37 protein-coding genes are annotated in these 22,536 nt (G+C 37.1%); 35 read left to right on the top strand and 2 right to left on the bottom strand.

Going from position 1 to position 22,536, the window contains the following annotated elements; all coding sequences use genetic code 11:
- The first annotated feature begins 96 nt into the window (after positions 1 to 96).
- Positions 97 to 1,440 (top strand): branched-chain amino acid transport system II carrier protein, encoded by a 1,344-nt coding sequence (gene brnQ, locus DOK76_RS09140; RefSeq protein WP_206967021.1) that lies wholly within the window; start codon positions 97 to 99, stop codon positions 1,438 to 1,440.
- A 17-nt stretch (positions 1,441 to 1,457) separates the two neighbouring features.
- Here brnQ and gpmA read toward each other — a convergent pair whose 3' ends face one another.
- On the bottom strand, positions 1,458 to 2,144 hold the full coding sequence (gene gpmA, locus DOK76_RS09135; RefSeq protein WP_206967019.1) for a 2,3-diphosphoglycerate-dependent phosphoglycerate mutase: 687 nt from the start codon (positions 2,142 to 2,144) through the stop codon (positions 1,458 to 1,460).
- Between the two features lie 21 nt (positions 2,145 to 2,165).
- Positions 2,166 to 2,846, bottom strand: a complete 681-nt coding sequence (rpiA, locus tag DOK76_RS09130) for a ribose-5-phosphate isomerase RpiA (RefSeq protein ID WP_206967017.1) — start codon at positions 2,844 to 2,846, stop codon at positions 2,166 to 2,168.
- A 273-nt stretch (positions 2,847 to 3,119) separates the two neighbouring features.
- Here rpiA and rpsL point away from each other — a divergent pair, with 273 nt between their 5' ends.
- From rpsL to rplQ, 34 genes are all read left to right on the top strand, one after another.
- Entirely contained in the window at positions 3,120 to 3,533 is a 414-nt protein-coding gene (gene rpsL / locus DOK76_RS09125) for a 30S ribosomal protein S12 (RefSeq protein WP_206967015.1), read from the top strand.
- Positions 3,534 to 3,577: 44 nt separating this feature from the next.
- Positions 3,578 to 4,048 carry a 30S ribosomal protein S7 gene (gene rpsG / locus DOK76_RS09120; protein WP_206967013.1) on the top strand — a complete coding sequence of 157 codons (471 nt, stop codon included), beginning with the start codon at positions 3,578 to 3,580 and terminating at the stop codon, positions 4,046 to 4,048.
- Between the two features lie 86 nt (positions 4,049 to 4,134).
- A complete protein-coding gene (fusA, locus tag DOK76_RS09115) occupies positions 4,135 to 6,222 on the top strand; it encodes an elongation factor G (protein WP_206967011.1) in 2,088 nt (695 codons plus the stop codon).
- 123 nt (positions 6,223 to 6,345) lie between these two features.
- Positions 6,346 to 7,533 (top strand): elongation factor Tu, encoded by a 1,188-nt coding sequence (tuf, locus tag DOK76_RS09110; RefSeq protein WP_206967009.1) that lies wholly within the window; start codon positions 6,346 to 6,348, stop codon positions 7,531 to 7,533.
- 145 nt (positions 7,534 to 7,678) lie between these two features.
- Positions 7,679 to 8,134: a hypothetical protein gene (locus tag DOK76_RS09105; RefSeq protein WP_206967008.1), complete on the top strand. Its 456-nt coding sequence runs from the start codon at positions 7,679 to 7,681 to the stop codon at positions 8,132 to 8,134.
- A gap of 221 nt (positions 8,135 to 8,355) precedes the next feature.
- Positions 8,356 to 8,664: a 30S ribosomal protein S10 gene (rpsJ, locus tag DOK76_RS09100; RefSeq protein WP_071457767.1), complete on the top strand. Its 309-nt coding sequence runs from the start codon at positions 8,356 to 8,358 to the stop codon at positions 8,662 to 8,664.
- A gap of 21 nt (positions 8,665 to 8,685) precedes the next feature.
- Positions 8,686 to 9,321, top strand: coding sequence for a 50S ribosomal protein L3 (gene rplC, locus DOK76_RS09095; RefSeq protein WP_206967006.1), 636 nt, complete (start codon positions 8,686 to 8,688; stop codon positions 9,319 to 9,321).
- A gap of 24 nt (positions 9,322 to 9,345) precedes the next feature.
- Positions 9,346 to 9,969 carry a 50S ribosomal protein L4 gene (gene rplD / locus DOK76_RS09090; protein ID WP_206967004.1) on the top strand — a complete coding sequence of 208 codons (624 nt, stop codon included), beginning with the start codon at positions 9,346 to 9,348 and terminating at the stop codon, positions 9,967 to 9,969.
- On the top strand, positions 9,969 to 10,256 hold the full coding sequence (gene rplW / locus DOK76_RS09085; protein ID WP_206967002.1) for a 50S ribosomal protein L23: 288 nt from the start codon (positions 9,969 to 9,971) through the stop codon (positions 10,254 to 10,256). The genes rplD and rplW overlap by 1 nt, the downstream gene beginning before the upstream one ends.
- 32 nt (positions 10,257 to 10,288) lie before the next feature.
- Positions 10,289 to 11,122, top strand: a complete 834-nt coding sequence (rplB, locus tag DOK76_RS09080) for a 50S ribosomal protein L2 (RefSeq protein ID WP_206967000.1) — start codon at positions 10,289 to 10,291, stop codon at positions 11,120 to 11,122.
- A 48-nt stretch (positions 11,123 to 11,170) separates the two neighbouring features.
- Positions 11,171 to 11,449, top strand: coding sequence for a 30S ribosomal protein S19 (gene rpsS, locus DOK76_RS09075; RefSeq protein ID WP_086340788.1), 279 nt, complete (start codon positions 11,171 to 11,173; stop codon positions 11,447 to 11,449).
- 18 nt (positions 11,450 to 11,467) lie between these two features.
- A complete protein-coding gene (rplV, locus tag DOK76_RS09070; protein ID WP_086340789.1) occupies positions 11,468 to 11,815 on the top strand; it encodes a 50S ribosomal protein L22 in 348 nt (115 codons plus the stop codon).
- A gap of 13 nt (positions 11,816 to 11,828) precedes the next feature.
- Positions 11,829 to 12,485: a 30S ribosomal protein S3 gene (gene rpsC / locus DOK76_RS09065; protein WP_206966998.1), complete on the top strand. Its 657-nt coding sequence runs from the start codon at positions 11,829 to 11,831 to the stop codon at positions 12,483 to 12,485.
- A 2-nt stretch (positions 12,486 to 12,487) separates the two neighbouring features.
- Positions 12,488 to 12,922: a 50S ribosomal protein L16 gene (gene rplP, locus DOK76_RS09060; protein WP_086340791.1), complete on the top strand. Its 435-nt coding sequence runs from the start codon at positions 12,488 to 12,490 to the stop codon at positions 12,920 to 12,922.
- The gene (rpmC, locus tag DOK76_RS09055; RefSeq protein WP_086340792.1) at positions 12,912 to 13,103 is read left to right on the top strand and encodes a 50S ribosomal protein L29; all 192 of its coding nucleotides are present in this window, start codon (positions 12,912 to 12,914) and stop codon (positions 13,101 to 13,103) included. The genes rplP and rpmC overlap by 11 nt, the downstream gene beginning before the upstream one ends.
- A gap of 23 nt (positions 13,104 to 13,126) precedes the next feature.
- Positions 13,127 to 13,393, top strand: a complete 267-nt coding sequence (gene rpsQ / locus DOK76_RS09050; RefSeq protein ID WP_206966996.1) for a 30S ribosomal protein S17 — start codon at positions 13,127 to 13,129, stop codon at positions 13,391 to 13,393.
- A gap of 49 nt (positions 13,394 to 13,442) precedes the next feature.
- Positions 13,443 to 13,811, top strand: a complete 369-nt coding sequence (rplN, locus tag DOK76_RS09045) for a 50S ribosomal protein L14 (RefSeq protein ID WP_206966994.1) — start codon at positions 13,443 to 13,445, stop codon at positions 13,809 to 13,811.
- Between the two features lie 34 nt (positions 13,812 to 13,845).
- Entirely contained in the window at positions 13,846 to 14,157 is a 312-nt protein-coding gene (gene rplX, locus DOK76_RS09040) for a 50S ribosomal protein L24 (RefSeq protein ID WP_206966992.1), read from the top strand.
- Between the two features lie 26 nt (positions 14,158 to 14,183).
- Positions 14,184 to 14,723 carry a 50S ribosomal protein L5 gene (gene rplE, locus DOK76_RS09035; protein WP_206966990.1) on the top strand — a complete coding sequence of 180 codons (540 nt, stop codon included), beginning with the start codon at positions 14,184 to 14,186 and terminating at the stop codon, positions 14,721 to 14,723.
- 18 nt (positions 14,724 to 14,741) lie between these two features.
- Positions 14,742 to 14,927 (top strand): type Z 30S ribosomal protein S14, encoded by a 186-nt coding sequence (locus DOK76_RS09030; protein ID WP_077275924.1) that lies wholly within the window; start codon positions 14,742 to 14,744, stop codon positions 14,925 to 14,927.
- 33 nt (positions 14,928 to 14,960) lie between these two features.
- The gene (gene rpsH, locus DOK76_RS09025; RefSeq protein ID WP_206966988.1) at positions 14,961 to 15,359 is read left to right on the top strand and encodes a 30S ribosomal protein S8; all 399 of its coding nucleotides are present in this window, start codon (positions 14,961 to 14,963) and stop codon (positions 15,357 to 15,359) included.
- Between the two features lie 31 nt (positions 15,360 to 15,390).
- The gene (rplF, locus tag DOK76_RS09020) at positions 15,391 to 15,927 is read left to right on the top strand and encodes a 50S ribosomal protein L6 (protein WP_206966985.1); all 537 of its coding nucleotides are present in this window, start codon (positions 15,391 to 15,393) and stop codon (positions 15,925 to 15,927) included.
- 29 nt (positions 15,928 to 15,956) lie between these two features.
- On the top strand, positions 15,957 to 16,313 hold the full coding sequence (gene rplR / locus DOK76_RS09015) for a 50S ribosomal protein L18 (protein WP_206966983.1): 357 nt from the start codon (positions 15,957 to 15,959) through the stop codon (positions 16,311 to 16,313).
- Between the two features lie 20 nt (positions 16,314 to 16,333).
- Positions 16,334 to 16,834 (top strand): 30S ribosomal protein S5, encoded by a 501-nt coding sequence (gene rpsE / locus DOK76_RS09010; RefSeq protein ID WP_206966981.1) that lies wholly within the window; start codon positions 16,334 to 16,336, stop codon positions 16,832 to 16,834.
- 11 nt (positions 16,835 to 16,845) lie between these two features.
- A complete protein-coding gene (rpmD, locus tag DOK76_RS09005; protein WP_206966979.1) occupies positions 16,846 to 17,025 on the top strand; it encodes a 50S ribosomal protein L30 in 180 nt (59 codons plus the stop codon).
- A gap of 41 nt (positions 17,026 to 17,066) precedes the next feature.
- The gene (gene rplO / locus DOK76_RS09000; RefSeq protein ID WP_206966977.1) at positions 17,067 to 17,507 is read left to right on the top strand and encodes a 50S ribosomal protein L15; all 441 of its coding nucleotides are present in this window, start codon (positions 17,067 to 17,069) and stop codon (positions 17,505 to 17,507) included.
- Positions 17,507 to 18,805 (top strand): preprotein translocase subunit SecY, encoded by a 1,299-nt coding sequence (secY, locus tag DOK76_RS08995; protein ID WP_206966975.1) that lies wholly within the window; start codon positions 17,507 to 17,509, stop codon positions 18,803 to 18,805. Before rplO ends, secY begins: the two co-directional genes overlap by 1 nt.
- Before the next feature lie 58 nt (positions 18,806 to 18,863).
- A complete protein-coding gene (locus tag DOK76_RS08990; RefSeq protein WP_206966973.1) occupies positions 18,864 to 19,517 on the top strand; it encodes an adenylate kinase in 654 nt (217 codons plus the stop codon).
- Positions 19,518 to 19,723: 206 nt separating this feature from the next.
- Complete coding sequence (infA, locus tag DOK76_RS08985; RefSeq protein WP_071457745.1) at positions 19,724 to 19,942, top strand: translation initiation factor IF-1; 219 nt, start codon at positions 19,724 to 19,726, stop codon at positions 19,940 to 19,942.
- A gap of 32 nt (positions 19,943 to 19,974) precedes the next feature.
- Positions 19,975 to 20,088, top strand: a complete 114-nt coding sequence (rpmJ, locus tag DOK76_RS08980; protein WP_071457744.1) for a 50S ribosomal protein L36 — start codon at positions 19,975 to 19,977, stop codon at positions 20,086 to 20,088.
- Between the two features lie 17 nt (positions 20,089 to 20,105).
- Positions 20,106 to 20,471 (top strand): 30S ribosomal protein S13, encoded by a 366-nt coding sequence (gene rpsM / locus DOK76_RS08975; protein WP_206966970.1) that lies wholly within the window; start codon positions 20,106 to 20,108, stop codon positions 20,469 to 20,471.
- A 30-nt stretch (positions 20,472 to 20,501) separates the two neighbouring features.
- Entirely contained in the window at positions 20,502 to 20,891 is a 390-nt protein-coding gene (gene rpsK / locus DOK76_RS08970; protein ID WP_206966967.1) for a 30S ribosomal protein S11, read from the top strand.
- Between the two features lie 81 nt (positions 20,892 to 20,972).
- Positions 20,973 to 21,911: a DNA-directed RNA polymerase subunit alpha gene (locus DOK76_RS08965; RefSeq protein WP_206966965.1), complete on the top strand. Its 939-nt coding sequence runs from the start codon at positions 20,973 to 20,975 to the stop codon at positions 21,909 to 21,911.
- A gap of 29 nt (positions 21,912 to 21,940) precedes the next feature.
- A complete protein-coding gene (gene rplQ / locus DOK76_RS08960) occupies positions 21,941 to 22,327 on the top strand; it encodes a 50S ribosomal protein L17 (RefSeq protein WP_206966963.1) in 387 nt (128 codons plus the stop codon).
- Positions 22,328 to 22,536 lie beyond the last annotated feature (209 nt).

The following is a 22,536-nucleotide window of genomic DNA, read 5'->3' as shown; positions in this document are numbered from 1 at the left end:
GAGTCCCGTACGGGTCATTAATAAATAAGCTTAGAATATTACATTCTAAGCTTATTTTTGTATATAAATGTATAAAAATGAAATGGGGTTGATGTTATGGGGAAGAAACTTTCTAATAAAGAAAGGCTATTTGTGGGTTCTTTGATTTTCGGTTTGTTTTTTGGTGCAGGAAATTTAATTTTTCCAATTCAGATTGGTCAAGAAGCTGGCAGTAGTGTAGGAAAAGCAATTATAGGTTTTTTAATAACAGGAATTGGGTTACCTTTTTTAGGTTTGTTAGCATTTGGCTTGTCTAAGAGTGGTGATTTGTTCTCTTTAGCTTCTCGAGTGGGGAAAAAATACGCTTTGTACTTTACAACTATTCTTTATTTGATTATAGGACCTATTTTTGCCATGCCTCGACTGGCTAGTACGTCTTTTGAGATAGGAATAGCTCCTTTTTTGCCTAAAGATGCTTATGGAATAGGCTTATTATTATTTAGTGCTCTCTTTTTTGTATTGGTTTGGCTCTTTTCAAGAAAGCCTAGCAAAATTTTGGATTATATCGGTAAATTCTTAACGCCTTTATTTTTATTGTTATTATTTGTGATTTTGACTATGTCTTTACTTTTTCCTTTGGGAGGTATTAGTGAAGGCACTGTTCAATCAGGATATGCGGTCAGTCCTTTTTTTAAAGGGTTTCAAGAAGGTTATAGTACGTTAGATGCTCTTGCTGCTTTGGCATTTGGGATGCTAATTATTGAAAATATTCAAAGATTTGGATTAACAAACCCTAAAACGATAGCAAAAGAGACTATGAAGTCTGGTGTTATGGGGATTGTGCTAATGGGGATTATTTATACGTTATTGGCTTGCTTAGGCGCGACTAGTTTAGGGACTTTTTCTTTAAATCAAAATGGCGGTATTACTTTAGCTCAAGTTGCTCAGCATTATTTGGGTAATTTTGGTAGCTTTTTATTAGCCATTATTGTGATTATCGCTTGTTTAAAGACGGCAATTGGGTTAAGTACTTCTTTTGGGAGAACGTTCAGTGATTTGTACCCAAGTAAATCTTATGGTTTTTACACCCTTGTATGTATTCTTTTAGCTACATTGATTGCTAATGTGGGTCTCAATCAAATTATTGAGTTATCTTTACCTATTTTAATGTTTATCTATCCTTTAGCCATGACTCTAATTATTATGGGGGTTTTTGACCAGGTGATTGGAGATAGGAAAGAAATGTATCAATGGGGTATTTACTTAACAATGATTCCAGCTTTTTTTGATGGATTAAATGCTCTACCAGCTTCAATCAAAACTAGTTCTTTGATAACACCTTTGATTGAATTTGCTCAACGCTATTTTCCTTTATTTGAAATTGGGATGACATGGATAGTCTTTGCCTCCCTTGGTTGTCTGATTGGTTTGATAGTTAGTAAAAAAAGAGTGTCCTTTTAAAGGGCACTCTTTTTGTTTTATAGGTAATATTTTTTATGTAGAGATAAATCGTCGTTTAATTCGTAAACAAGGGGTTGACCTGTAGGAATTTCCAAGCCCATAATATCTGCATCAGAAATAGACTCAATGTGTTTTGCTAATGCTCGTAGTGAGTTTCCGTGTGCGGCTACTAATACTGTTTCATCTTTTAAAAGAGAAGGGGCAATGTGATCTTCCCAGAATGGTAGGACACGCTCAAGGGTTACTTTTAAGTTCTCCCCACCAGGAATACTACGTTTATCTAATAAAGCGTATTTAGGATCTTTAGTAGCAGACTTAGGATCATCTACTTCAACTAGTGGTGGCAGTGTATCATAAGAACGGCGCCATAGCTGTACTTGATCTGCGCCATATTTATCAGCTGTTTCTTGTTTATTTAGTCCTTGTAAGGCTCCGTAATGACGCTCATTTAATCGCCAAGATTTCACTTCTTGGACCCATAATTGATCAGACTCTTCTAAAACAAAGTGACAGGTTTTAATGGCACGTTTTAGATAAGATGTATAAGCAACATCAAAATGAAGGCCAGCTTCTTTAATCTTTTGGCCAGCTTCTTTGGCTTCTTTGATACCAGTTTCGCTTAAATCAACATCTTCCCAACCAGTAAATAGGTTAAGAGCATTCCATTCGCTTAATCCATGACGTACAAATACTAATTTTCTCATTTGATTCACCCTTTCAATTAACTAACGTGTTACCTCAATTGTTTTAACACCTTCGCTACTTGTTCCGATAATGACACGGTTAACGATATTTAAGAATAGGCCATGTTCAACTACACCAACTTGATGATCTAACCAAGTTGCAAGTTCTTGAGGATTTTCGATTGCTTCTAAATGAAGATCAATAATATAGTTATTGCTATCTGTTAATAGGGGAGTTCCATCTTCTTGTAGACGAATTTTCCCGTTGTATTGTTTATTGTTAAATTTTTTTAGTAACTGCTCACTTCCATAAGGGATGACTTCAACAGGAAGAGGAAATTTTCCAAGTAGATTCACCATTTTCGACTCGTCTACAATCCAAATAACTTCTTTTGAGTAACTAGCTACTATTTTTTCGAATAATAAAGCAGCTCCGCCACCTTTAGTTCCTTGAAAGTCAGCTGAAATTTCGTCAGCTCCGTCTATTGTCAGATCAACATGAGACACTTCATCAATACTCTTAAGAGGGATACCTAAGCCTAACGCTTGTTCTTCTGTTGCCTTAGACGTAGTGACACCAGTTATATGTAAACCTTCTTCTTTCATGCGACGCCCAATTTCTTCTACCATGTAGTAAGCAGTCGAGCCAGTACCTAGTCCAACAATCATACCATCTTTAACATATTTTGCAGATTCAATCCCAACCATTTGTTTTAAGTTCATGTTAAGCCTCCAAAAAAGTATTTATTTCACTTATAATTGTAAGGTTTATTGTTAAAAAAAGAAAGTCATAAAGAATTTTTTTGAAAAGTGTTGACTAATTTTGTTTTTCTGTGCTATAGTTACAAAGGTGCTTGGGACAAGTCTCATGGAGACGTGCTGACTGTAAGTAAGTACGCATTCAATGCAGGAACTCTTGCATTAATTTTTTAACATTAAAAAAGAACCACCTGGATGTGTGGGTCTAATAAAAGCTATAAGGAAGGAGGAACTATCATGCCTACAATTAATCAATTAGTACGTAAATCACGTCAATCGAAAACAACTAAATCAGGCTCTCCCGCTTTAGGTAAGGGTTATAATAGTTTCAAAAAATCTCAAACAGATGTAAATTCTCCACAAAAACGTGGGGTTTGTACTCGTGTGGGTACAATGACACCTAAAAAACCTAACTCTGCGTTACGTAAATATGCCCGTGTACGTTTGTCAAACTTAATCGAAGTGACAGCTTACATTCCTGGTATTGGACATAACTTGCAAGAGCATAGTGTTGTTTTAATCCGTGGTGGACGTGTGAAAGACTTACCTGGGGTACGTTATCACATCGTTCGTGGTGCGTTAGATACTGCTGGTGTTACAGATCGTAAACAAAGCCGTTCTAAATACGGAACTAAAAAACCTAAAAAATAATTCTACATTAAAAAATTAAAAATTCTTGGAAGGAGGAGTTACACATGCCTCGAAAAGGTCCTGTTACAAAACGTGAAGTTTTACCAGATCCGATTTATAATTCTAAATTAGTTACTCGTTTAATCAACCGCGTAATGATTGATGGTAAGCGTGGTGTTGCTTCAAGTATCATTTATGATGCATTTGATATTATTAAAGAATCTACAGGGAATGATCCATTAGAAGTTTTCGAACAAGCAATGGAAAACATTATGCCTGTTCTTGAAGTTAAAGCTCGCCGTGTTGGTGGTTCTAACTATCAAGTACCAGTTGAAGTTCGTCCAGAACGTCGTTCAACATTAGGCTTACGTTGGTTAGTAAACTACTCACGTTTACGTGGAGAGCATACTATGGATCAACGTCTAGCTAAAGAAATTATGGATGCAGCTAACAATTCTGGCGCTTCTGTTAAAAAACGTGAAGACGTACATAAAATGGCTGAAGCCAACAGAGCATTCGCTCACTACCGTTGGTAAGATCCTCTTTGTAGTAATTAACTTGTTTAATTACTACTTATGTTTATATACAAAGAATTACAATAAGAGAGGAGCAATATATTAAGATGGCAAGAGAATTTTCATTAGAAAACACTCGTAATATCGGTATCATGGCTCACGTTGATGCAGGTAAAACTACAACAACTGAACGTATCTTGTATTACACTGGTAAAATCCATAAACTTGGTGAAACTCACGAAGGAGCTTCACAAATGGACTGGATGGAACAAGAGCAAGAACGTGGTATCACAATCACTTCTGCAGCTACAACTGCACAGTGGAAAGGTTACCGAGTAAACATCATTGATACTCCAGGACACGTGGACTTCACAATTGAAGTACAACGTTCTCTACGTGTATTAGATGGTGCGGTAACAGTACTTGACTCTCAATCAGGAGTTGAACCTCAAACTGAAACAGTTTGGAGACAAGCAACTGATTATAAAGTTCCACGTGTTGTTTTCTGTAACAAAATGGATAAAATTGGTGCTGACTTCTTATACTCAGTAAAAACATTGCATGACCGCTTACAAGCTAATGCTCATCCAATCCAATTACCAATTGGTTCAGAAGATAGCTTTACTGGAATCATTGACTTAATTACAATGAAAGCCGAAATCTATACTAACGATTTAGGAACAGATATCCGCGAGGAAGAAATCCCTGAAGAGTATATGGAACAAGCTATTGAATGGCGTGAAAAATTAGTTGAAGCAGTAGCTGAAACTGATGAAGACTTAATGATGAAATACTTAGACGGAGAAGAAATCTCTATCGAAGAATTAAAAGCAGGTATTCGTCGCGCTACAATCAATGTTGAATTCTTCCCAGTAATGGCTGGATCAGCATTTAAAAACAAAGGTGTTCAGTTAATGCTTGACGCCGTTTTAGATTACTTACCAGCTCCAACAGACGTTGAAGCAATTAAAGGTATTGATACTAAAACTGATGAAGAAACAGTTCGTCCTTCAGACGATTCTGCTCCATTCTCATCATTAGCATTTAAAGTTATGACAGACCCATTCGTAGGTCGTCTAACATTCTTCCGTGTTTACTCTGGTACATTAGAAAGTGGTTCATACGTATTGAACGCTTCTAAAGGTAAAAAAGAGCGTATCGGACGTATCCTACAAATGCATGCAAATAGCCGTGAAGAAATTAATACAGTTTTTTCAGGTGATATTGCTGCTGCTGTTGGACTTAAAGATACAACAACAGGAGATACTTTATGTGATTTAGATTCTCCAGTAATCTTAGAATCAATTGAGTTCCCAGAACCAGTTATTCAAGTAGCTGTTGAACCAAAATCTAAAGCAGACCAAGATAAAATGGGTGTTGCTTTACAAAAACTTGCTGAAGAAGATCCTTCATTCCGAGTTGAAACAAACGTTGAAACTGGAGAAACTGTTATCTCTGGTATGGGTGAGTTACACTTAGACGTTTTAGTAGACCGTATGAGACGTGAATTCAGAGTTGAAGCTAACGTTGGTGCTCCTCAAGTTTCTTACCGTGAAACATTTAGAGCTCCACTTACTCAAGCTGAAGGTAAGTTCGTACGTCAATCAGGTGGTAAAGGACAATACGGTCACGTATGGGTTGAATTTACACCTAACGAAGAAGGAAAAGGCTTTGAATTCGAAAACGCAATCGTTGGTGGTGTGGTTCCTCGTGAATACATCCCTGCAGTTGAAAAAGGATTAGCAGACTCTATGAACAATGGTGTTCTTGCTGGATATCCTTTAGTAGATATTAAAGCTAAACTTTATGATGGTTCATACCATGATGTTGACTCGAACGAGACAGCATTCCGTGTGGCAGCATCTATGGCATTACGTGCCGCAGCTAAGAAAGCACAACCTGCAATCTTAGAACCAATGATGAAAGTTACTGTAACAGTTCCTGAAGAATACTTAGGGGACATTATGGGACACGTAACAAGTCGTCGTGGACGCGTTGAAGGTATGGAAGCTCATGGTAACTCACAAATCGTTAATGCGATGGTTCCTTTAGCTGAAATGTTTGGATACGCAACAACATTACGTTCTGCAACTCAAGGACGTGGTACATTTATGATGGTATTTGACCACTATGAAGACGTACCAAAATCTATTCAAGAAGAAATCATCAAGAAAAATGGCGGTTCTGCAGAATAGAATTCACTAGGCATTTGCTTAGTTTTCATGTAAAATGAATAGTCGAAGGAATAAATATTGATTTTATTCCTTCTTCAATATATTATAAAAATGACTTTTATATTTTAGGAGGAATTATACAAAATGGCAAAAGAAAAATTTGACCGTTCGAAATCCCATGTAAACATCGGAACAATCGGACACGTTGACCACGGTAAAACAACATTATCAGCAGCAATCGCTACAGTATTAGCTAAACATGGTTTCGGTGAAGCTCAAAACTACGCTGATATCGATAACGCTCCAGAAGAAAAAGAACGTGGAATTACAATTAACACGTCTCACATCGAGTATGAAACTGCAACTCGTCACTACGCTCACGTAGACTGTCCAGGACATGCTGACTACGTTAAAAACATGATCACTGGTGCTGCTCAAATGGACGGCGCGATCTTAGTAGTATCTGCTGCTGATGGTCCAATGCCACAAACTCGCGAGCATATCCTTTTATCTCGTAACGTTGGTGTACCATACATCGTTGTTTTCTTAAACAAAATGGATATGGTTGATGATGAAGAATTATTAGAATTAGTTGAAATGGAAGTTCGTGACTTATTATCAGAATACGATTTCCCTGGTGATGACACTCCTGTTGTTGCTGGTTCAGCTCTTAAAGCTTTAGAAGGCGAAGCTATGTACGAAGAAAAAATCATGGAATTAATGGCTGAAGTTGATGCTTACATCCCAACTCCAGAACGTCAAACTGACAAACCATTCATGATGCCTGTAGAGGACGTATTCTCTATTACAGGACGTGGAACTGTAGCAACTGGACGTGTTGAACGTGGACAAGTACGCGTTGGAGACGAAGTTGAATTAGTAGGTATCGCTGAAGAAACTGCTAAAACAACTGTAACAGGTGTTGAAATGTTCCGTAAATTATTAGATTACGCTGAAGCTGGAGATAACATCGGTGCTTTATTACGTGGGGTAGCTCGTGAAGATATCCAACGTGGACAAGTATTAGCAGCTCCAGGAACAATCACTCCACATACAAAATTCAATGCAGAAGTTTATGTTTTATCTAAAGAAGAAGGTGGACGTCATACTCCATTCTTCACTAACTACCGCCCACAATTCTATTTCCGTACAACTGACGTAACTGGTGTATGTCAATTACCAGAAGGTACTGAAATGGTAATGCCTGGTGATAACGTAGCTATGGAAGTAGATTTAATTCACCCAATCGCTATCGAAGAAGGAACTCGTTTCTCAATTCGTGAAGGTGGACGTACTGTTGGTTCAGGCGTTGTAACTTCAATCATCGGTTAATTTCAAATTTAAATATATTAAGCAACACGTGTCCGGACGTAAGGTTGAAAACGAAAGTTTTCAACCTTTTTTTATTGATATATTGTTAAAATGTCTAGAATAGGTTAACATTAGGTAATCAATATTATATAGGGAGTTAGAATTAATGAGTAAAAGTGGAAAATTTTTTTGGTTAATGATGTCAGTTATTTTTGCAGTAGGTGCGGTTGTTGCTGGAACGATGTATGATAGCAAAAGGAAAAAACAATTAGATGTAACGGTTGTGACGCCAACCTACTCTTCTGAAAAAGGAACACCTAAAAAGACAGAAAAAAATGAGTCTAAAAATACAGAGAAAAAACAAACCAAACAATCAGAAGGGACTAATCAGTCGTCTAGCCAAAAAGAGACAACAGATTTAACGAACGCAGAATTAGCCGCTCAAGGTTATATCGATGTGATCATCATAAATGGCCAAGTTCAGTCAGACTTTACCTTAGATGATTATCATGCAGCTAAAAACGCAGTTGACGCGTTATCAGAGAGTGCCAAAAAGACTGATTTACAAGGGCAAATCCAACAAATTGAAACAGCTTTAACTAATATGGGAATTGCTTACTAAAAAAATAAAAAAAACTTGAGAAAAAGCTTGTCATAAAGCTTTTTTTTTAGTATACTCTTTAAAGTGCTGATAAAAAAGTATGAGTATGATGGTATCTCGAAAAGAAATACTGGGCTTTGAAACGAGAGGTTGCGACACACCAGGGAGCTTTGCCATGGTGGTGTGTTGGAGATTTTCGTGGAGCTATGTCTACTAACAAAATAGGCGAAGGAGGGAACATAATGGCAAAACAAAAAATTCGTATCAGATTAAAAGCGTATGAACACCGTGTATTAGATCAATCTGCAGAGAAAATTGTAGAAACAGCAAAAAGAACAGGTGCTGAAGTATCGGGTCCAATCCCATTACCAACAGACCGTTCAGTTTATACAGTTATCCGCGCGACTCATAAATACAAAGATTCTCGCGAACAATTCGAAATGCGTACTCACAAACGTCTTATCGACATCGTGAGCCCAACACCAAAAACAGTTGACGCTTTAATGAAGCTTGACTTACCAAGTGGTGTAAACATCGAAATCAAATTATAATAAAATCATGGAGGTGTACTCATGACTAAAGGAATCTTAGGAAAAAAAGTAGGTATGACACAAGTCTTTACTGAAAATGGTGAATTAGTACCAGTTACTGTTATCGAAGCAACACCAAACGTTGTTTTACAAGTAAAAACAGTTGAAACTGATGGCTACGAAGCTGTTCAAGTTGGATTTGACGATAAACGTGAAGTTTTATCAAACAAACCTGCTAAAGGTCATGTTGCAAAAGCAAATACTGCTCCTAAGCGCTTCATTAAAGAATTCAATAATGTAGAGCTTGGAGAATATGAAGTAGGACAAGAAATCAAGGTTGATGTCTTCCAAGCAGGAGACGTTGTTGATGTTACAGGTACAACGAAAGGGAAAGGATTCCAAGGGGTTATTAAACGCCATGGTCAATCACGTGGTCCTATGACTCACGGTTCTCGTTTCCACCGTCGTCCTGGGTCAATGGGTGCTGCATCTTATCCAGCCCGCGTATTTAAAGGTAAAAAACTTGCAGGACGTATGGGTGGCGATCGTGTAACGATTCAAAACTTAGAAATCGTAAGAGTTGATGCAGATAAAAATGTAATTTTAGTTAAAGGTAACGTACCTGGAGCTAAAAAATCATTAATCGAAATTAAAACAGCAGTTAAAGCTGCTAAATAATTGTGGGAGAGGAGGAACTAAAGAATGACATCTGTAGCATTATTTAAACAAGATGGAACTCAAAATGGCGAAATTACTTTAAATGAAGCAATTTTTGGTATTGAGCCTAACGAAAATGTTGTTTACGATGCAATTATCATGCAACGTGCTTCATTAAGACAAGGAACACATGCTGTTAAAAATCGTAGTGCTGTTCGCGGTGGTGGACGTAAACCATGGCGTCAAAAAGGAACTGGTCGTGCACGTCAAGGATCAATCCGCTCACCACAATGGCGTGGAGGTGGAATCGTCTTCGGACCAACACCACGTTCTTATAGCTATAAACTACCTAAAAAAGTTCGTCGCTTAGCAATTAAATCAGTATTATCTGAAAAAGTTGCTGAAAACAAACTGGTTGTTGTTGAAGGATTATCATTTGACGCACCAAAAACAAAAGAATTCAAACAAGTTTTAACTAACTTGAGTGTTGATACAAAAGTATTAGTTGTTTTAGAAAGTGGTAATGATTTTGCAGCTTTATCAGGACGTAACTTACCAAACGTTTCAATCGTTGAATCAAATAACGTAAGTGTACTTGATGTAGTATCAGCTGACAAAATGTTAATTACTAAAGCAGCTCTGACTCACGTAGAGGAGGTACTTGCATAATGGAATTAATCGATGTAATCAAACGCCCAGTTATTACAGAAGCATCTGTAGCAGCTATGGACGAAAAAAAATACACGTTCGAAGTGGACACAAGAGCCAACAAAACATTAGTTAAGCAAGCTGTAGAATCAATTTTTGACGTTAAAGTTGAAAAAGTGAATATCATGAACGTAAAACCAAAATTCAAAAGAATGGGTAAATACGCTGGATACACTAAAAAACGTCGTAAAGCAATCGTGAAATTAACTAGCGATTCAAAAGAAATTCAAATTTTTGATGCTGAATAATTAAAGCATTAAGTAAAGTAGGAGGGAATCACGTGGCGATTAAAAAGTACAAACCTACCACAAATGGTCGTCGTAATATGACTGGTTCAGATTTTGCTGAAATCACAACATCTACTCCAGAAAAAACATTATTACAACCATTAAAGAAAAACGCTGGACGTAACAACCAAGGTAAAATTACTGTACGTCATCAAGCTGGTGGACACAAACGCCAATATCGTTTGATTGATTTCAAACGTAACAAAGACAATGTGGTCGGAACTGTTAAAACAGTTGAATATGATCCAAATAGATCTGCTAATATTGCATTGATTCATTACACAGACGGAGTTAAAGCTTACATTTTAGCACCAAAAGGTATTAAAGTTGGAGATTTAATTGAGTCTGGTGAAAATGCGGATATCAAAATTGGTAATGCATTACCATTAAACAACATTCCAGTAGGTACAGTTGTTCATAACATCGAGTTAAAACCTGGTAAAGGTGGACAATTAATCCGTTCTGCTGGTACAAGTGCTCAAGTACTTGGTAACGAAGGTAAATATACATTAGTTCGTTTAAACTCTGGAGAAGTTCGTATGATTTTAGGAACTTGTCGTGCAACAGTTGGTACTGTTGGTAACGAGCAACACGAATTAATCAATATTGGTAAAGCCGGCCGTAGCCGTTGGATGGGTAAACGTCCAACAGTACGTGGTAGCGTAATGAACCCTAACGATCACCCACACGGTGGTGGTGAAGGTAAAGCTCCAATCGGACGTCCATCACCAATGTCTCCATGGGGTAAACCAACTCTTGGATACAAAACTCGTAGTAAAAAAGCGAAATCAGACAAACTTATCGTTCGTCGTCGTAAAAATAAATAAAATAAAACTCTTTTTTAAAGAGTTTCAAATCTTGAGAGGAGGCTCACCATGGGTCGAAGCTTGAAAAAAGGACCTTTTGTCGATGACCACTTAATGAAAAAAGTGGAAGCTCAAAAAGATCTTCCAAAGAAAAAAGTGATCAAAACTTGGTCTAGACGCTCAACAATTTTCCCTAACTTTATCGGATATACTATCGCAGTATATGACGGAAGAAAACATGTACCTGTTTACATCCAAGAGGATATGGTAGGACATAAATTAGGTGAATTTGCACCAACAAGAACTTATCGCGGACATGCAGCTGACGATAAGAAAACTAAACGCTAATTGAGGGAGGCAACGAACATGTCAGAAAGAATTACTTCAGCAAAAGCAACTGCTAAAACAGTTCGCGTTTCACCTCGTAAATCAAGATTAGTGATTGACTTAATTAGAGGTAAGAGTGTTGGGGAAGCAATTTCTATCTTGAAATTCTCACCAAACAAAGCGGCAGGCGTTATTGAAAAAGTATTAATGTCAGCAATTGCAAATGCAGAAAACAACTTTGACTTAGACGTTGAAGATTTAGTTGTATCAGAAGCTTTTATTAACGAAGGACCAACGATGAAACGTTTCCGTCCACGTGCGAAAGGTTCTGCATCACCAATCAACAAACGTACAAGTCATATTACAGTAGTAGTATCAGAAAGATAAGGAGGGACAACCAGTGGGTCAAAAAGTACATCCAATTGGAATGCGTGTCGGAGTTATTCGTGACTGGAACGCAAAATGGTATGCAGAGAAAGAATTTGCAGAATACCTACATGAAGATTTAAAAATTCGTAAGTACATTGCGACTAGATTGGCTGACGCTTCTGTATCTACCATTGATATCGAACGTGCGGCTAACCGCGTGAATGTTTCAATTCATACTGCTAAACCAGGTATGGTTATTGGTAAAGGTGGATCTGAAGTTGAAGCTTTAAGAAAAGAATTAAACAAATTAACTGGTAAAAGAGTTCACATCAACATCGTTGAAATCAAAAAACCAGATTTAGATGCTAAATTAGTGGGTGAAGGAATTGCACGTCAATTAGAAAACCGTGTAGCATTCCGTCGTGCACAAAAACAAGCTATCCAACGTACTATGAGAGCAGGAGCTCAAGGGATCAAAACTCAAGTTTCTGGTCGTTTAAATGGTGCAGACATGGCTCGTTCTGAAGGTTATTCTGAAGGAACTGTTCCTTTACATACTTTAAGAGCAGACATCGATTACGCTTGGGAAGAAGCAGACACAACATACGGAAAACTAGGAGTTAAAGTGTGGATTTGCCGTGGAGAAATTCTTCCAGAAAAGAAAAACACTGAGAAAGGAGGGAAATAATCATGTTAGTACCTAAACGTGTAAAATACCGTCGTGAATTTAGAGGTAAAATGCGTGGTGAAGCTAAAGGTGGTAAAGAAGTAGCATTTGGTGAATACGGCTTACAAGCTGTAGAATCTTCATGGATTACTAACCGCCAAATTGAAGCATCTCGTATTGCAATGACTCGTTACATGAAACGTGGTGGGAAAGTATGGATTAAAATTTTCCCTCATAAATCATATACATCAAAAGCAATTGGTGTTCGTATGGGTAAAGGTAAAGGGGCTCCTGAAGGATGGGTTGCACCAGTTAAACGTGGAAAAATCATGTTTGAAGTTGCAGGCGTACCTGAAGATGTAGCACGTGAAGCATTAAGACTTGCTTCTCACAAATTACCTGTTAAAACAAAAATTGTAAAACGTGAAGAAATGGGTGGTGAATCGAATGAAGGTTAAAGATATCAGAGAGTTAACCACTACCGAAATGATCGCTAAAGAAAAAGAATTTAAAGAAGAATTATTCAACTTACGATTCCAATTAGCAACAGGTCAATTAGAAAATACAGCGCGAATTTCTGAAGTTCGTAAATCGATTGCACGCATTAAAACAGTTTTGCGTGAAGAAGCTGCTAAGTAATAGTGGAAGGAGGCCATTACTAGATGACTCAAGAGAGAAATGAACGTAAAGTTTACACTGGACGTGTGGTTTCAGACAAAATGGATAAAACTATCGTTGTTGTCGTAGAAACTAGAAAAACTCATAAAATTTATGGTAAACGTGTAAAATATTCTAAAAAATATTACGCACATGATGAAAACAACGTAGCAAAAATGGGAGACATCGTTAAAATTATGGAAACTCGTCCATTATCTGCGAAGAAACGCTTCCGTTTATTAGAAGTTGTTGAAGAAGCAGTAATTATTTAATTCGAATTTTCCTATTAAGATACTGAAAGTTTGAAAGGAGGATACTCAAGTGATCCAACAAGAAAGTCGTATGAAAGTTGCAGATAACTCAGGTGCTCGTGAAGTATTAACTATCAAAGTACTTGGTGGTTCAGGCCGCAAAACAGCTAACATTGGTGATATCGTCGTTTGTACGGTTAAACAAGCAACACCAGGTGGTGTTGTCAAAAAAGGTGAAGTTGTAAAAGCTGTTATCGTTCGTACTAAATCTGGAGCTCGTCGTTCAGACGGTTCATATATCAAATTTGATGAAAATGCATGTGTGATTATTCGTGATGATAAGAGTCCACGTGGAACTCGTATCTTTGGACCTGTTGCTCGTGAATTACGCGATAACAACTTCATGAAGATTGTCTCACTAGCACCAGAAGTATTATAATATAACTCTATGTTTAAAGGAGGTGCGAAACAAGATGTTCGTTAAAAAAGGCGATAAAGTAAAAGTTATCTCAGGTAAAGATAAAAGCAAAGAGGGAATCGTACTCCAAGCATTTCCTAAGAAAGACCGTGTCATCGTTGAAGGTGTTAACGTTATGAAAAAACACCAAAAACCTAGCGCGGCAGCTCCTCAAGGAGGAATTATCGAAATGGAAGCATCTATTCACGTTTCTAATGTAATGGTGATTGATCCGTCAAACGGTGAACCAACACGTGTAGGATATAAAGAGGTAGATGGTAAAAAAGTACGTATTTCTAAAAAAACTGGTGAAGTTTTAGATAAATAAGTCGTGAGGAAGGAGGACAAATCTGAATGAACCGCTTAAAAGAAAAGTATGTTAATGAAGTAACACCTTCATTAATGGAAAAATTTAACTATACTTCAGTAATGCAAACACCAAAAGTTGATAAAATCGTTATTAACATGGGTGTTGGTGATGCTGTTTCAAATAGTAAAAACCTAGATAAAGCAGTTGAAGAACTAGCTTTAATCTCAGGACAAAAACCAATTATCACAAAAGCTAAGAAATCAATCGCTGGTTTCCGTTTACGTGAAGGTATGCCAATCGGTTGTAAAGTAACATTACGTGGCGAAAGAATGTACGAATTTTTAGATAAATTAGTATCTGTCTCTTTACCTCGTGTACGTGACTTCCATGGTATCAGCAAAAAATCATTTGACGGTCGTGGTAACTACACTTTAGGTGTTAAAGAACAATTAATCTTCCCTGAAGTAGACTACGATTTAGTAGATAAAGTTCGAGGAATGGACATTGTTATTGTTACAACTGCTAACACTGACGAAGAAAGTCGTGAGTTATTAACTCAACTTGGAATGCCATTCCAAAAATAATTTAAGGAGGCGAACTACGTGGCTAAAAAATCAATGATCGCTAAAAACAAGCGTCCAGCAAAATTTGCAGTACAAGAGTACACTCGTTGTGAGCGTTGTGGACGTCCGCATTCAGTATATCGTAAATTTAAACTTTGCCGTATTTGCTTCCGTGAACTTGCCTATAAAGGACAAATTCCCGGCGTGAAGAAAGCAAGCTGGTAAAAAAGTAAACCGCTAAAGGAGGTAAATAAATCAATGGTGATGACAGATCCAATTGCAGATTTTCTAACTCGTATTCGTAATGCGAACATCGTAAGACACGAATCATTAGAAGTACCTGCTTCAACTATCAAACTTGAAGTCGCAAAAATCTTACAACGTGAAGGTTTTGTGCGCGACGTAGAATTCATCGAAGATGACAAACAAGGCATCATCCGTGTTTTCTTAAAATATGGTAAAAACGACGAGCGCGTTATTACTAACTTAAAACGTATCTCAAAACCAGGTTTACGTGCTTATGTAAAAGCAAATGAAGTACCTAAAGTATTAAATGGTTTAGGTATCGCAATTATCTCAACTTCAGAAGGTATCTTAACTGATAAAGAAGCTAGAGAGCGTAATGTTGGTGGAGAAGTATTAGCATACGTTTGGTAAAAAAATATCTATAACGAGGAGGTGTCCTAGAGTGAGTCGTATTGGAAATAAACCAGTCGTTATTCCTGCAGGTGTAACTATTACACAAAACGGAACAACTGTAACTGTTAAAGGACCTAAAGGTGAATTAACTCGTGAGTTTTCACCAAATATTACTTTAAACATTGAAGAAGGCGTAGTTACTTTAACTCGTCCAGATGATAGTAAAGAAAATAAAACAATGCATGGTACTATGCGCGCTAACTTAAACAACATGGTTGTTGGTGTTAGTGAAGGCTTTTCAAAAGCTTTAGAATTAATCGGGGTTGGATACCGTGCGCAATTACAAGGTAAAAAACTTGTATTAAACGTTGGATATTCACATCCAGTAGAATTCGACGCTCCAGAAGGTATCGAAATTGAAGTTCCTTCAAACACATCTATTATTGTTAAAGGATCTAACAAAGAAGTTGTTGGAGAATTAGCAGCTAATATTCGTGGAACACGTCCACCAGAACCTTATAAAGGTAAAGGAATTCGCTATGTTGGTGAATTTGTAAGACGTAAAGAAGGTAAAACTGGTAAATAATAAATAAAAAATAATTCGAGGTGACAAGTGTGATTTCAAAACCAGATAAAAATAAAACTCGTCAAAAGCGTCATGCACGCGTACGTAGTAAAATCTCTGGTACTGCTGAGTGCCCACGCTTGAACGTTTTTCGTTCTAACAAAAACATCTACGCTCAATTAATTGATGACGTAGCGGGTGTGACACTTGCAAGTGCCTCTACTGTTGATAAAGATATCGCAGGAGAAAACAAAACTGAAGCAGCTATCGCTGTAGGTGCTTCAATTGCTAAAAAAGCAACTGAAAAAGGTATTAAAGAAGTAGTATTTGACCGTGGTGGATACCTTTACCATGGCCGCGTCGCAGCTTTAGCTGAGGCAGCTCGTGAAAACGGACTAGAATTTTAGGAAAGGGAGGAAAACTATTCATGGCTAATATTGATCATAGACAATTTGATTTAGAAGACCGCGTTGTTGCAATTAACCGCGTTTCTAAAGTTGTTAAAGGTGGACGCCGTATGCGCTTCTCTGCTCTTGTAGTAGTAGGAGACAGAAACGGACATGTTGGATTTGGAACTGGTAAAGCTCAAGAAGTACCAGAAGCTATTCGTAAAGCTGTTGAAGATGCTAAAAAGAACTTAATTGAAGTTCCTATGGTAGGTTCAACAATTCCTCATGAAGTTATCGGATCTTTCTGTGGCGGTCGCATTTTAATGAAACCTGCTGTAGCCGGTTCTGGAGTTGCTGCTGGTGGACCAGTTCGTGCCGTCCTTGAATTAGCTGGTATCTCAGATATCACATCTAAATCTTTAGGATCAAACACACCTGTAAACGTTGTTCGCGCAACTGTTGAGGGATTAAACAGATTAAAACGTGCAGAAGATGTTGCTGAATTACGTGGCATTTCTGTAGAGAAACTAATCGGATAAGGGGATTTAAAATGAGCGAATTAAAAATTACTTTAAAACGTAGTATCATTGGACGTCCTCAAAACCAACGTGACACAGTAAAAGCATTAGGATTAAACAAAATCCGTGCAACAGTTGTTAAACCAAACAACGCTGCCATCAAAGGTATGGTAAATACTGTTTCACATTTAGTGGACGTAGAAGAAATATAAGAAGTATTCTTTAGAAACTAGTACAAGGAGGTGCCGAGCTAATGAAACTTCATGAATTACATCCGGCAGAAGGATCAAGACATGTACGCAATCGTGTAGGACGTGGATCATCATCAGGTAACGGTAAAACATCTGGTCGTGGACAAAAAGGTCAAAAATCACGTTCAGGTGGTGGCGTACGTTTAGGATTTGAAGGTGGTCAAACACCATTATTCATGCGTTTACCAAAACGTGGATTCACAAACATTAATCGTAAAGATTATGCAATCGTCAACTTAGACGTATTGAACCGATTCGAAGATGGTGCCGAAGTTACACCAACTACTTTAATCGAAGCAGGAATTGTGAAAGACGCTAAATCTGGAATTAAAATTTTAGGTAACGGTGAGTTAACTAAGAAATTATCAGTTAAAGCTGCTAAATTCTCAACATCTGCCCAAACTGCAATTGAAGCAGCTGGTGGATCAGTAGAGGTGATCTAATGTTTAAACTGTTGAAGGATTCGTTTAAGGTAAAGAATATTCGTAACAAAATATTCTTTACGCTATTCATTCTCTTCGCGTTTAGAGTTGGTGCCCATATTACAGTTCCAGGTGTTAATGCTAAAGCGTTATTAGATCTTAACGACTTAGCATTAGTAGCAATGTTTAATCAAGTCAGTGGTAATGCTATGGAAAAATTCTCATTGTTTGCAATGGGGGTTTCGCCATATATTACTGCTTCCATCATTATCCAATTGCTTCAAATGGACATAGTTCCAAAATTTGTAGAGTGGTCAAAACAAGGAGAAGTTGGTCGACGTAAGTTGAATCAAGCGACTCGTTACTTAACATTAGTGTTAGGTTTTGTTCAATCCATTGCGATTACAGCAGGTTTTAACTACTACACAAACGCAGGTCTTGTGAAGTCTCCAAGTATCTACACTTACTTTACTATCGGGTTAATCCTGACAGCAGGTACAATGTTAGTGACTTGGATGGGTGAGCAAATATCTGAAAAAGGTATTGGTAATGGTGTTTCAATGATTATTTTTGCAGGTATCATTGCGAAACTTCCTGGAAGCATCAGAGAAATATACCAAGCTTATTTTGTTAATATTGATAAAGCAGATTTATATAAGTCATTTATATTTGTCGCTATCTTAATTGTTGCTGTGTTATTCGTTGTTACTATGGTAACTTACGTACAACAAGCAGAAAGAAAGATTCCAATTCAATATACAAAACGTGTTGCAGGTGCACCTCAAAGTAGTTATTTACCATTAAAAGTAAATGCTGCTGGAGTTATTCCAGTTATCTTTGCTAGTTCATTCATCGCAACACCACAAGCTATTCTAAGTGCTTTTAAAGTAACTCAAGGTGGAGAACCTTGGTTCCAATTCTTAGAAAAAATCTTTAACTATTCAACTATTCCTGGCGGGATAGTATATACAATCCTGATTATTGCTTTTACATTCTTCTATGCCTTTGTTCAGGTTAATCCTGAAAAAGTGGCTGAGAACTTGCAAAAGCAAGGGAGCTATATTCCAAGTGTGAGACCTGGTAAAGAAACAGAACAATATGTATCTAGTCTCTTAATGAAATTAAGTACAGTTGGTTCAGTCTTCTTAGGTTTAGTGGCGATCTTACCAATCATTGCTCAAAATGTTTGGAACCTACCTCAATCTATTGGTTTAGGTGGGACAAGTTTACTGATTGTCATTAGTGTTGCTCTTGAAACGAATAAACAGCTTGAAGGGTTACTATTGAAACGTCAGTATACAGGTTTTATCAGAGAGTAAGAGTAGTGTGTTGAGGTTTTCTCCTCAGCACTTTTCTCGAACTTAAGGAGGAAAACAAATGAATCTCATCCTAATGGGATTGCCAGGAGCCGGTAAGGGAACACAGGCAGAGAAAATCATCGATGCGTATGGAATTCCTCATATCTCTACTGGAGATATGTTCCGTGATGCTATGAAGAATGAAACTGAACTTGGTTTACTTGCTAAATCATTTATTGATAAAGGTGAGTTAGTACCAGATGAGGTAACAAACGGCATAGTAAAAGATCGTCTGTCTCAAGACGACACTGAAAAAGGATTCCTTTTAGACGGTTTCCCACGGACGCTTGCCCAAGCAGAAGAATTAGATAAAATTTTAGAGGAATTAGGTAAAAAAGTAGACAATGTCTTAAACATTCATGTCGCTTCAGAAGTTTTAATTGACCGTTTAGCTGGTCGTTTTATCTGTAAAGATTGTGGCGCTACTTATCACAAATTATTCAATTCACCAAAAGTGGAAGGAACTTGTGACCGTTGTGGTGGACATAATTTCTATCAAAGAGAAGACGATAAACCAGAAACAGTTAAAAACCGTTTAGAAGTAAACATCAAAAACTCTGAACCTATTTTAGAATATTACGAAAAACAAAATGTGTTACACACAATTGATGGTGATCGTGATATTCAAGAGGTATTTGTTGATATTGAAAAAATTATCGCAAATAAAAACTAGTCATTTATCTAGCTATCTATTATTGAATGAGCATTAAGGCACTTTTCAAAAAAATCAAGTTGATTTCCTGAAAAAATGATAGTCAACTTTATTTTGTGTTGTAGTTGTGCTATAATACAAAAGTTGGAAAGAAATAGCCTAAGTTCTATTTTTTGTCAATTTGTCGCATATGTCAGATGCAAACAATGTATAAGGAGGTACTAGTTGTGGCGAAAGAAGATATGATTGAAATTGAAGGTACAGTCGTCGAAACTTTGCCGAATGCAATGTTTAAAGTTGAATTAGAAAATGGCCATGTTATTTTAGCACATGTTTCTGGAAAAATAAGAATGCACTACATTCGTATTCTACCAGGAGATAAAGTAACAGTTGAATTATCTCCGTATGATTTAACACGTGGTCGTATTACTTATCGCTTTAAATAGTTGTACTCCGTAAAATTCAAGGAGGTATAATCATGAAAGTAAGACCATCAGTAAAACCCATTTGTGAAAAATGTAAAATAATTCGCCGTAAAGGTCGAGTTATGGTTATCTGTGAAAACCCAAAACATAAACAACGTCAAGGATAAAAGGAGGTTAACGAATAATGGCTCGTATTGCAGGTGTAGATATTCCCCGTAATAAACGCGTAGTTATTTCACTTACTTACATCTATGGAATCGGAAAGAAAACTTCTCAAGATATCTTGAAAGAAGCTGGAGTTTCTGAAGACATTCGTGTTAGCGACTTAACTAACGAACAAACAGATTCAATTCGTGCAGCAATTGATAAATTAAAAGTCGAAGGTGACTTACGTCGTGAAGTGAACTTAAACATCAAACGATTGATGGAAATTGGTTCATACAGAGGTATGCGTCATCGTCGTGGTTTACCAACTCGTGGACAAAACACGAAAAACAACGCACGTACAAGAAAAGGACCAGCTCGTTCTATCGCTGGTAAGAAAAAATAAGAATTTTTAGTGAAGGAGGTATAAAGCTTCATGGTAGCAAAAAAAGTTTCTAGAAAACGTCGTGTGAAAAAGAATATTGAATCTGGTATAGCACATATCCATTCAACATTCAATAACACAATCGTTATGTTGACTGATGTACACGGTAATGCAATTGCATGGTCATCAGCAGGATCATTAGGATTCAAAGGAAGTAAAAAAGCAACACCATTCGCGGCTCAAATGGCAGCAGAAGTTGCAGCTAAAGCAGCAATGGAACATGGTTTAAAAACTGTTGACGTAACTGTAAAAGGACCAGGATCTGGTCGTGAAGCAGCTATTCGTTCATTACAAGCAACAGGATTAGAAGTGACAGCAATTCGTGACGTTACTCCAGTTCCTCATAATGGATGCCGCCCTCCAAAACGCCGTCGTGTTTAGTGAGTGAGTTCATTCGAATGAGTAGAACTTTTAGCGACATTGAGCAGGACACTTTTCGTTTTGAAAGGGGTATAGAGAAGAATGATTGAATTTGAGAAACCAAGAATTACTAAAATTGATGAAGATAGAGATTATGGCAAGTTCGTCATCGAGCCACTTGAAAGAGGCTATGGAACTACGTTAGGTAACTCATTACGCCGTATTTTATTGTCATCTCTTCCAGGTGCTGCAATCACAAATCTTCAAATTGATGGTGTATTACATGAGTTTTCTACTATCAAGGGAGTTCGTGAAGATGTCACTCAAATTATCTTGAACATCAAAGGCTTAGCCCTTAAATTATATGCTGAAGGTGAAAAAACTTTAGAAATCGATATTACTGGACCCGCTAATGTGACTGCTGGTGACATTATCACTGATAGTGATGTTGAGATCATGAATAAAGATTTATTTATCTGTAGCGTATCAGAAGGAGCTACATTCCGCGCTAGTTTAACTGTTAAACCAGGCCGTGGTTATGCAAGAGCTGATGAAAATAAAAGTGAAGATATGCCGATTGGTGTTTTACCAGTTGACTCAATCTACACACCTATTAAACGTGTTAACTACCAAGTAGAAAACACTCGTGTAGGACGTCGTGATGATTTCGACAAATTAACTTTAGATGTGTGGACAGACGGTTCTATCGCGCCGCAAGAGGCTATCAGTTTATCTGCTAAAATCTTGACTGAGCATTTAGATATCTTTGTTAACTTAACAGATGAAGCAAAAAATGCTGAAATCATGATCGAAAAAGAAGAAACACAAAAAGAAAAAATGTTGGAAACAACAATCGAAGAATTAGATCTATCTGTTCGTTCTTATAACTGTTTGAAACGCGCTGGTATCAATACATTACAAGAATTAACTAATAAGTCTGAAGCAGAAATGATTAAAGTTCGTAACTTAGGCCGTAAATCACTTGAAGAAGTAAAAGCTAAATTAGCTGATTTAGAATTAGGTCTACGCCAAGACGATTAATCTTTAATTGATATAAGGAGGAATACGACGTGAGTTATCGTAAATTAGGTCGCACAAGCAGCCAAAGAAAAGCAATGTTACGTGATTTAACAACTGATTTAATTATCAACGAACGCATTGAAACAACTGAAGCTCGTGCCAAAGAAATCCGTTCAACTACTGAAAAAATGATTACTTTAGGTAAACGCGGAGATCTTCATGCTCGTCGTCAAGCTGCAGCATTCGTACGTAACGAATACTTAGAAGCTCGTTTAGACGAAAACGAAGAAACAATCATCCAAGAAACAGCTTTACAAAAATTATTCAATGACTTGGGACCTCGTTACCAAGATCGCCAAGGTGGTTACACACGTATCCTTAAAAAAGGACAACGTCGCGGAGACGCTGCACCAATGGTAATTATTGAATTAGTTTAATAATTAAATTAGTTTTAATCACTTTATAGATGATTCTTTTAGAGTGTTATGATGTTGGAAAAATTCATTTTTTTCCGAGTCTAGCTCGGTGCTATTCCCTTGGTCTTTATGGATCAGGGGATGCGCGCTCATCATATAAAGTGCTTTTTTTATACACTTGTATTAATGCGCTTTAATTGTCATTTATTTGAATAAAGATTAAGATGGAT

Origin of the sequence: Candidatus Vagococcus giribetii (genome assembly GCF_017316185.1) — a bacterium.
Classification (GTDB): Bacteria; Bacillota; Bacilli; order Lactobacillales; family Vagococcaceae; genus Vagococcus; species Vagococcus giribetii.
This window is presented reverse-complemented; position numbering and strand designations above follow the sequence as displayed.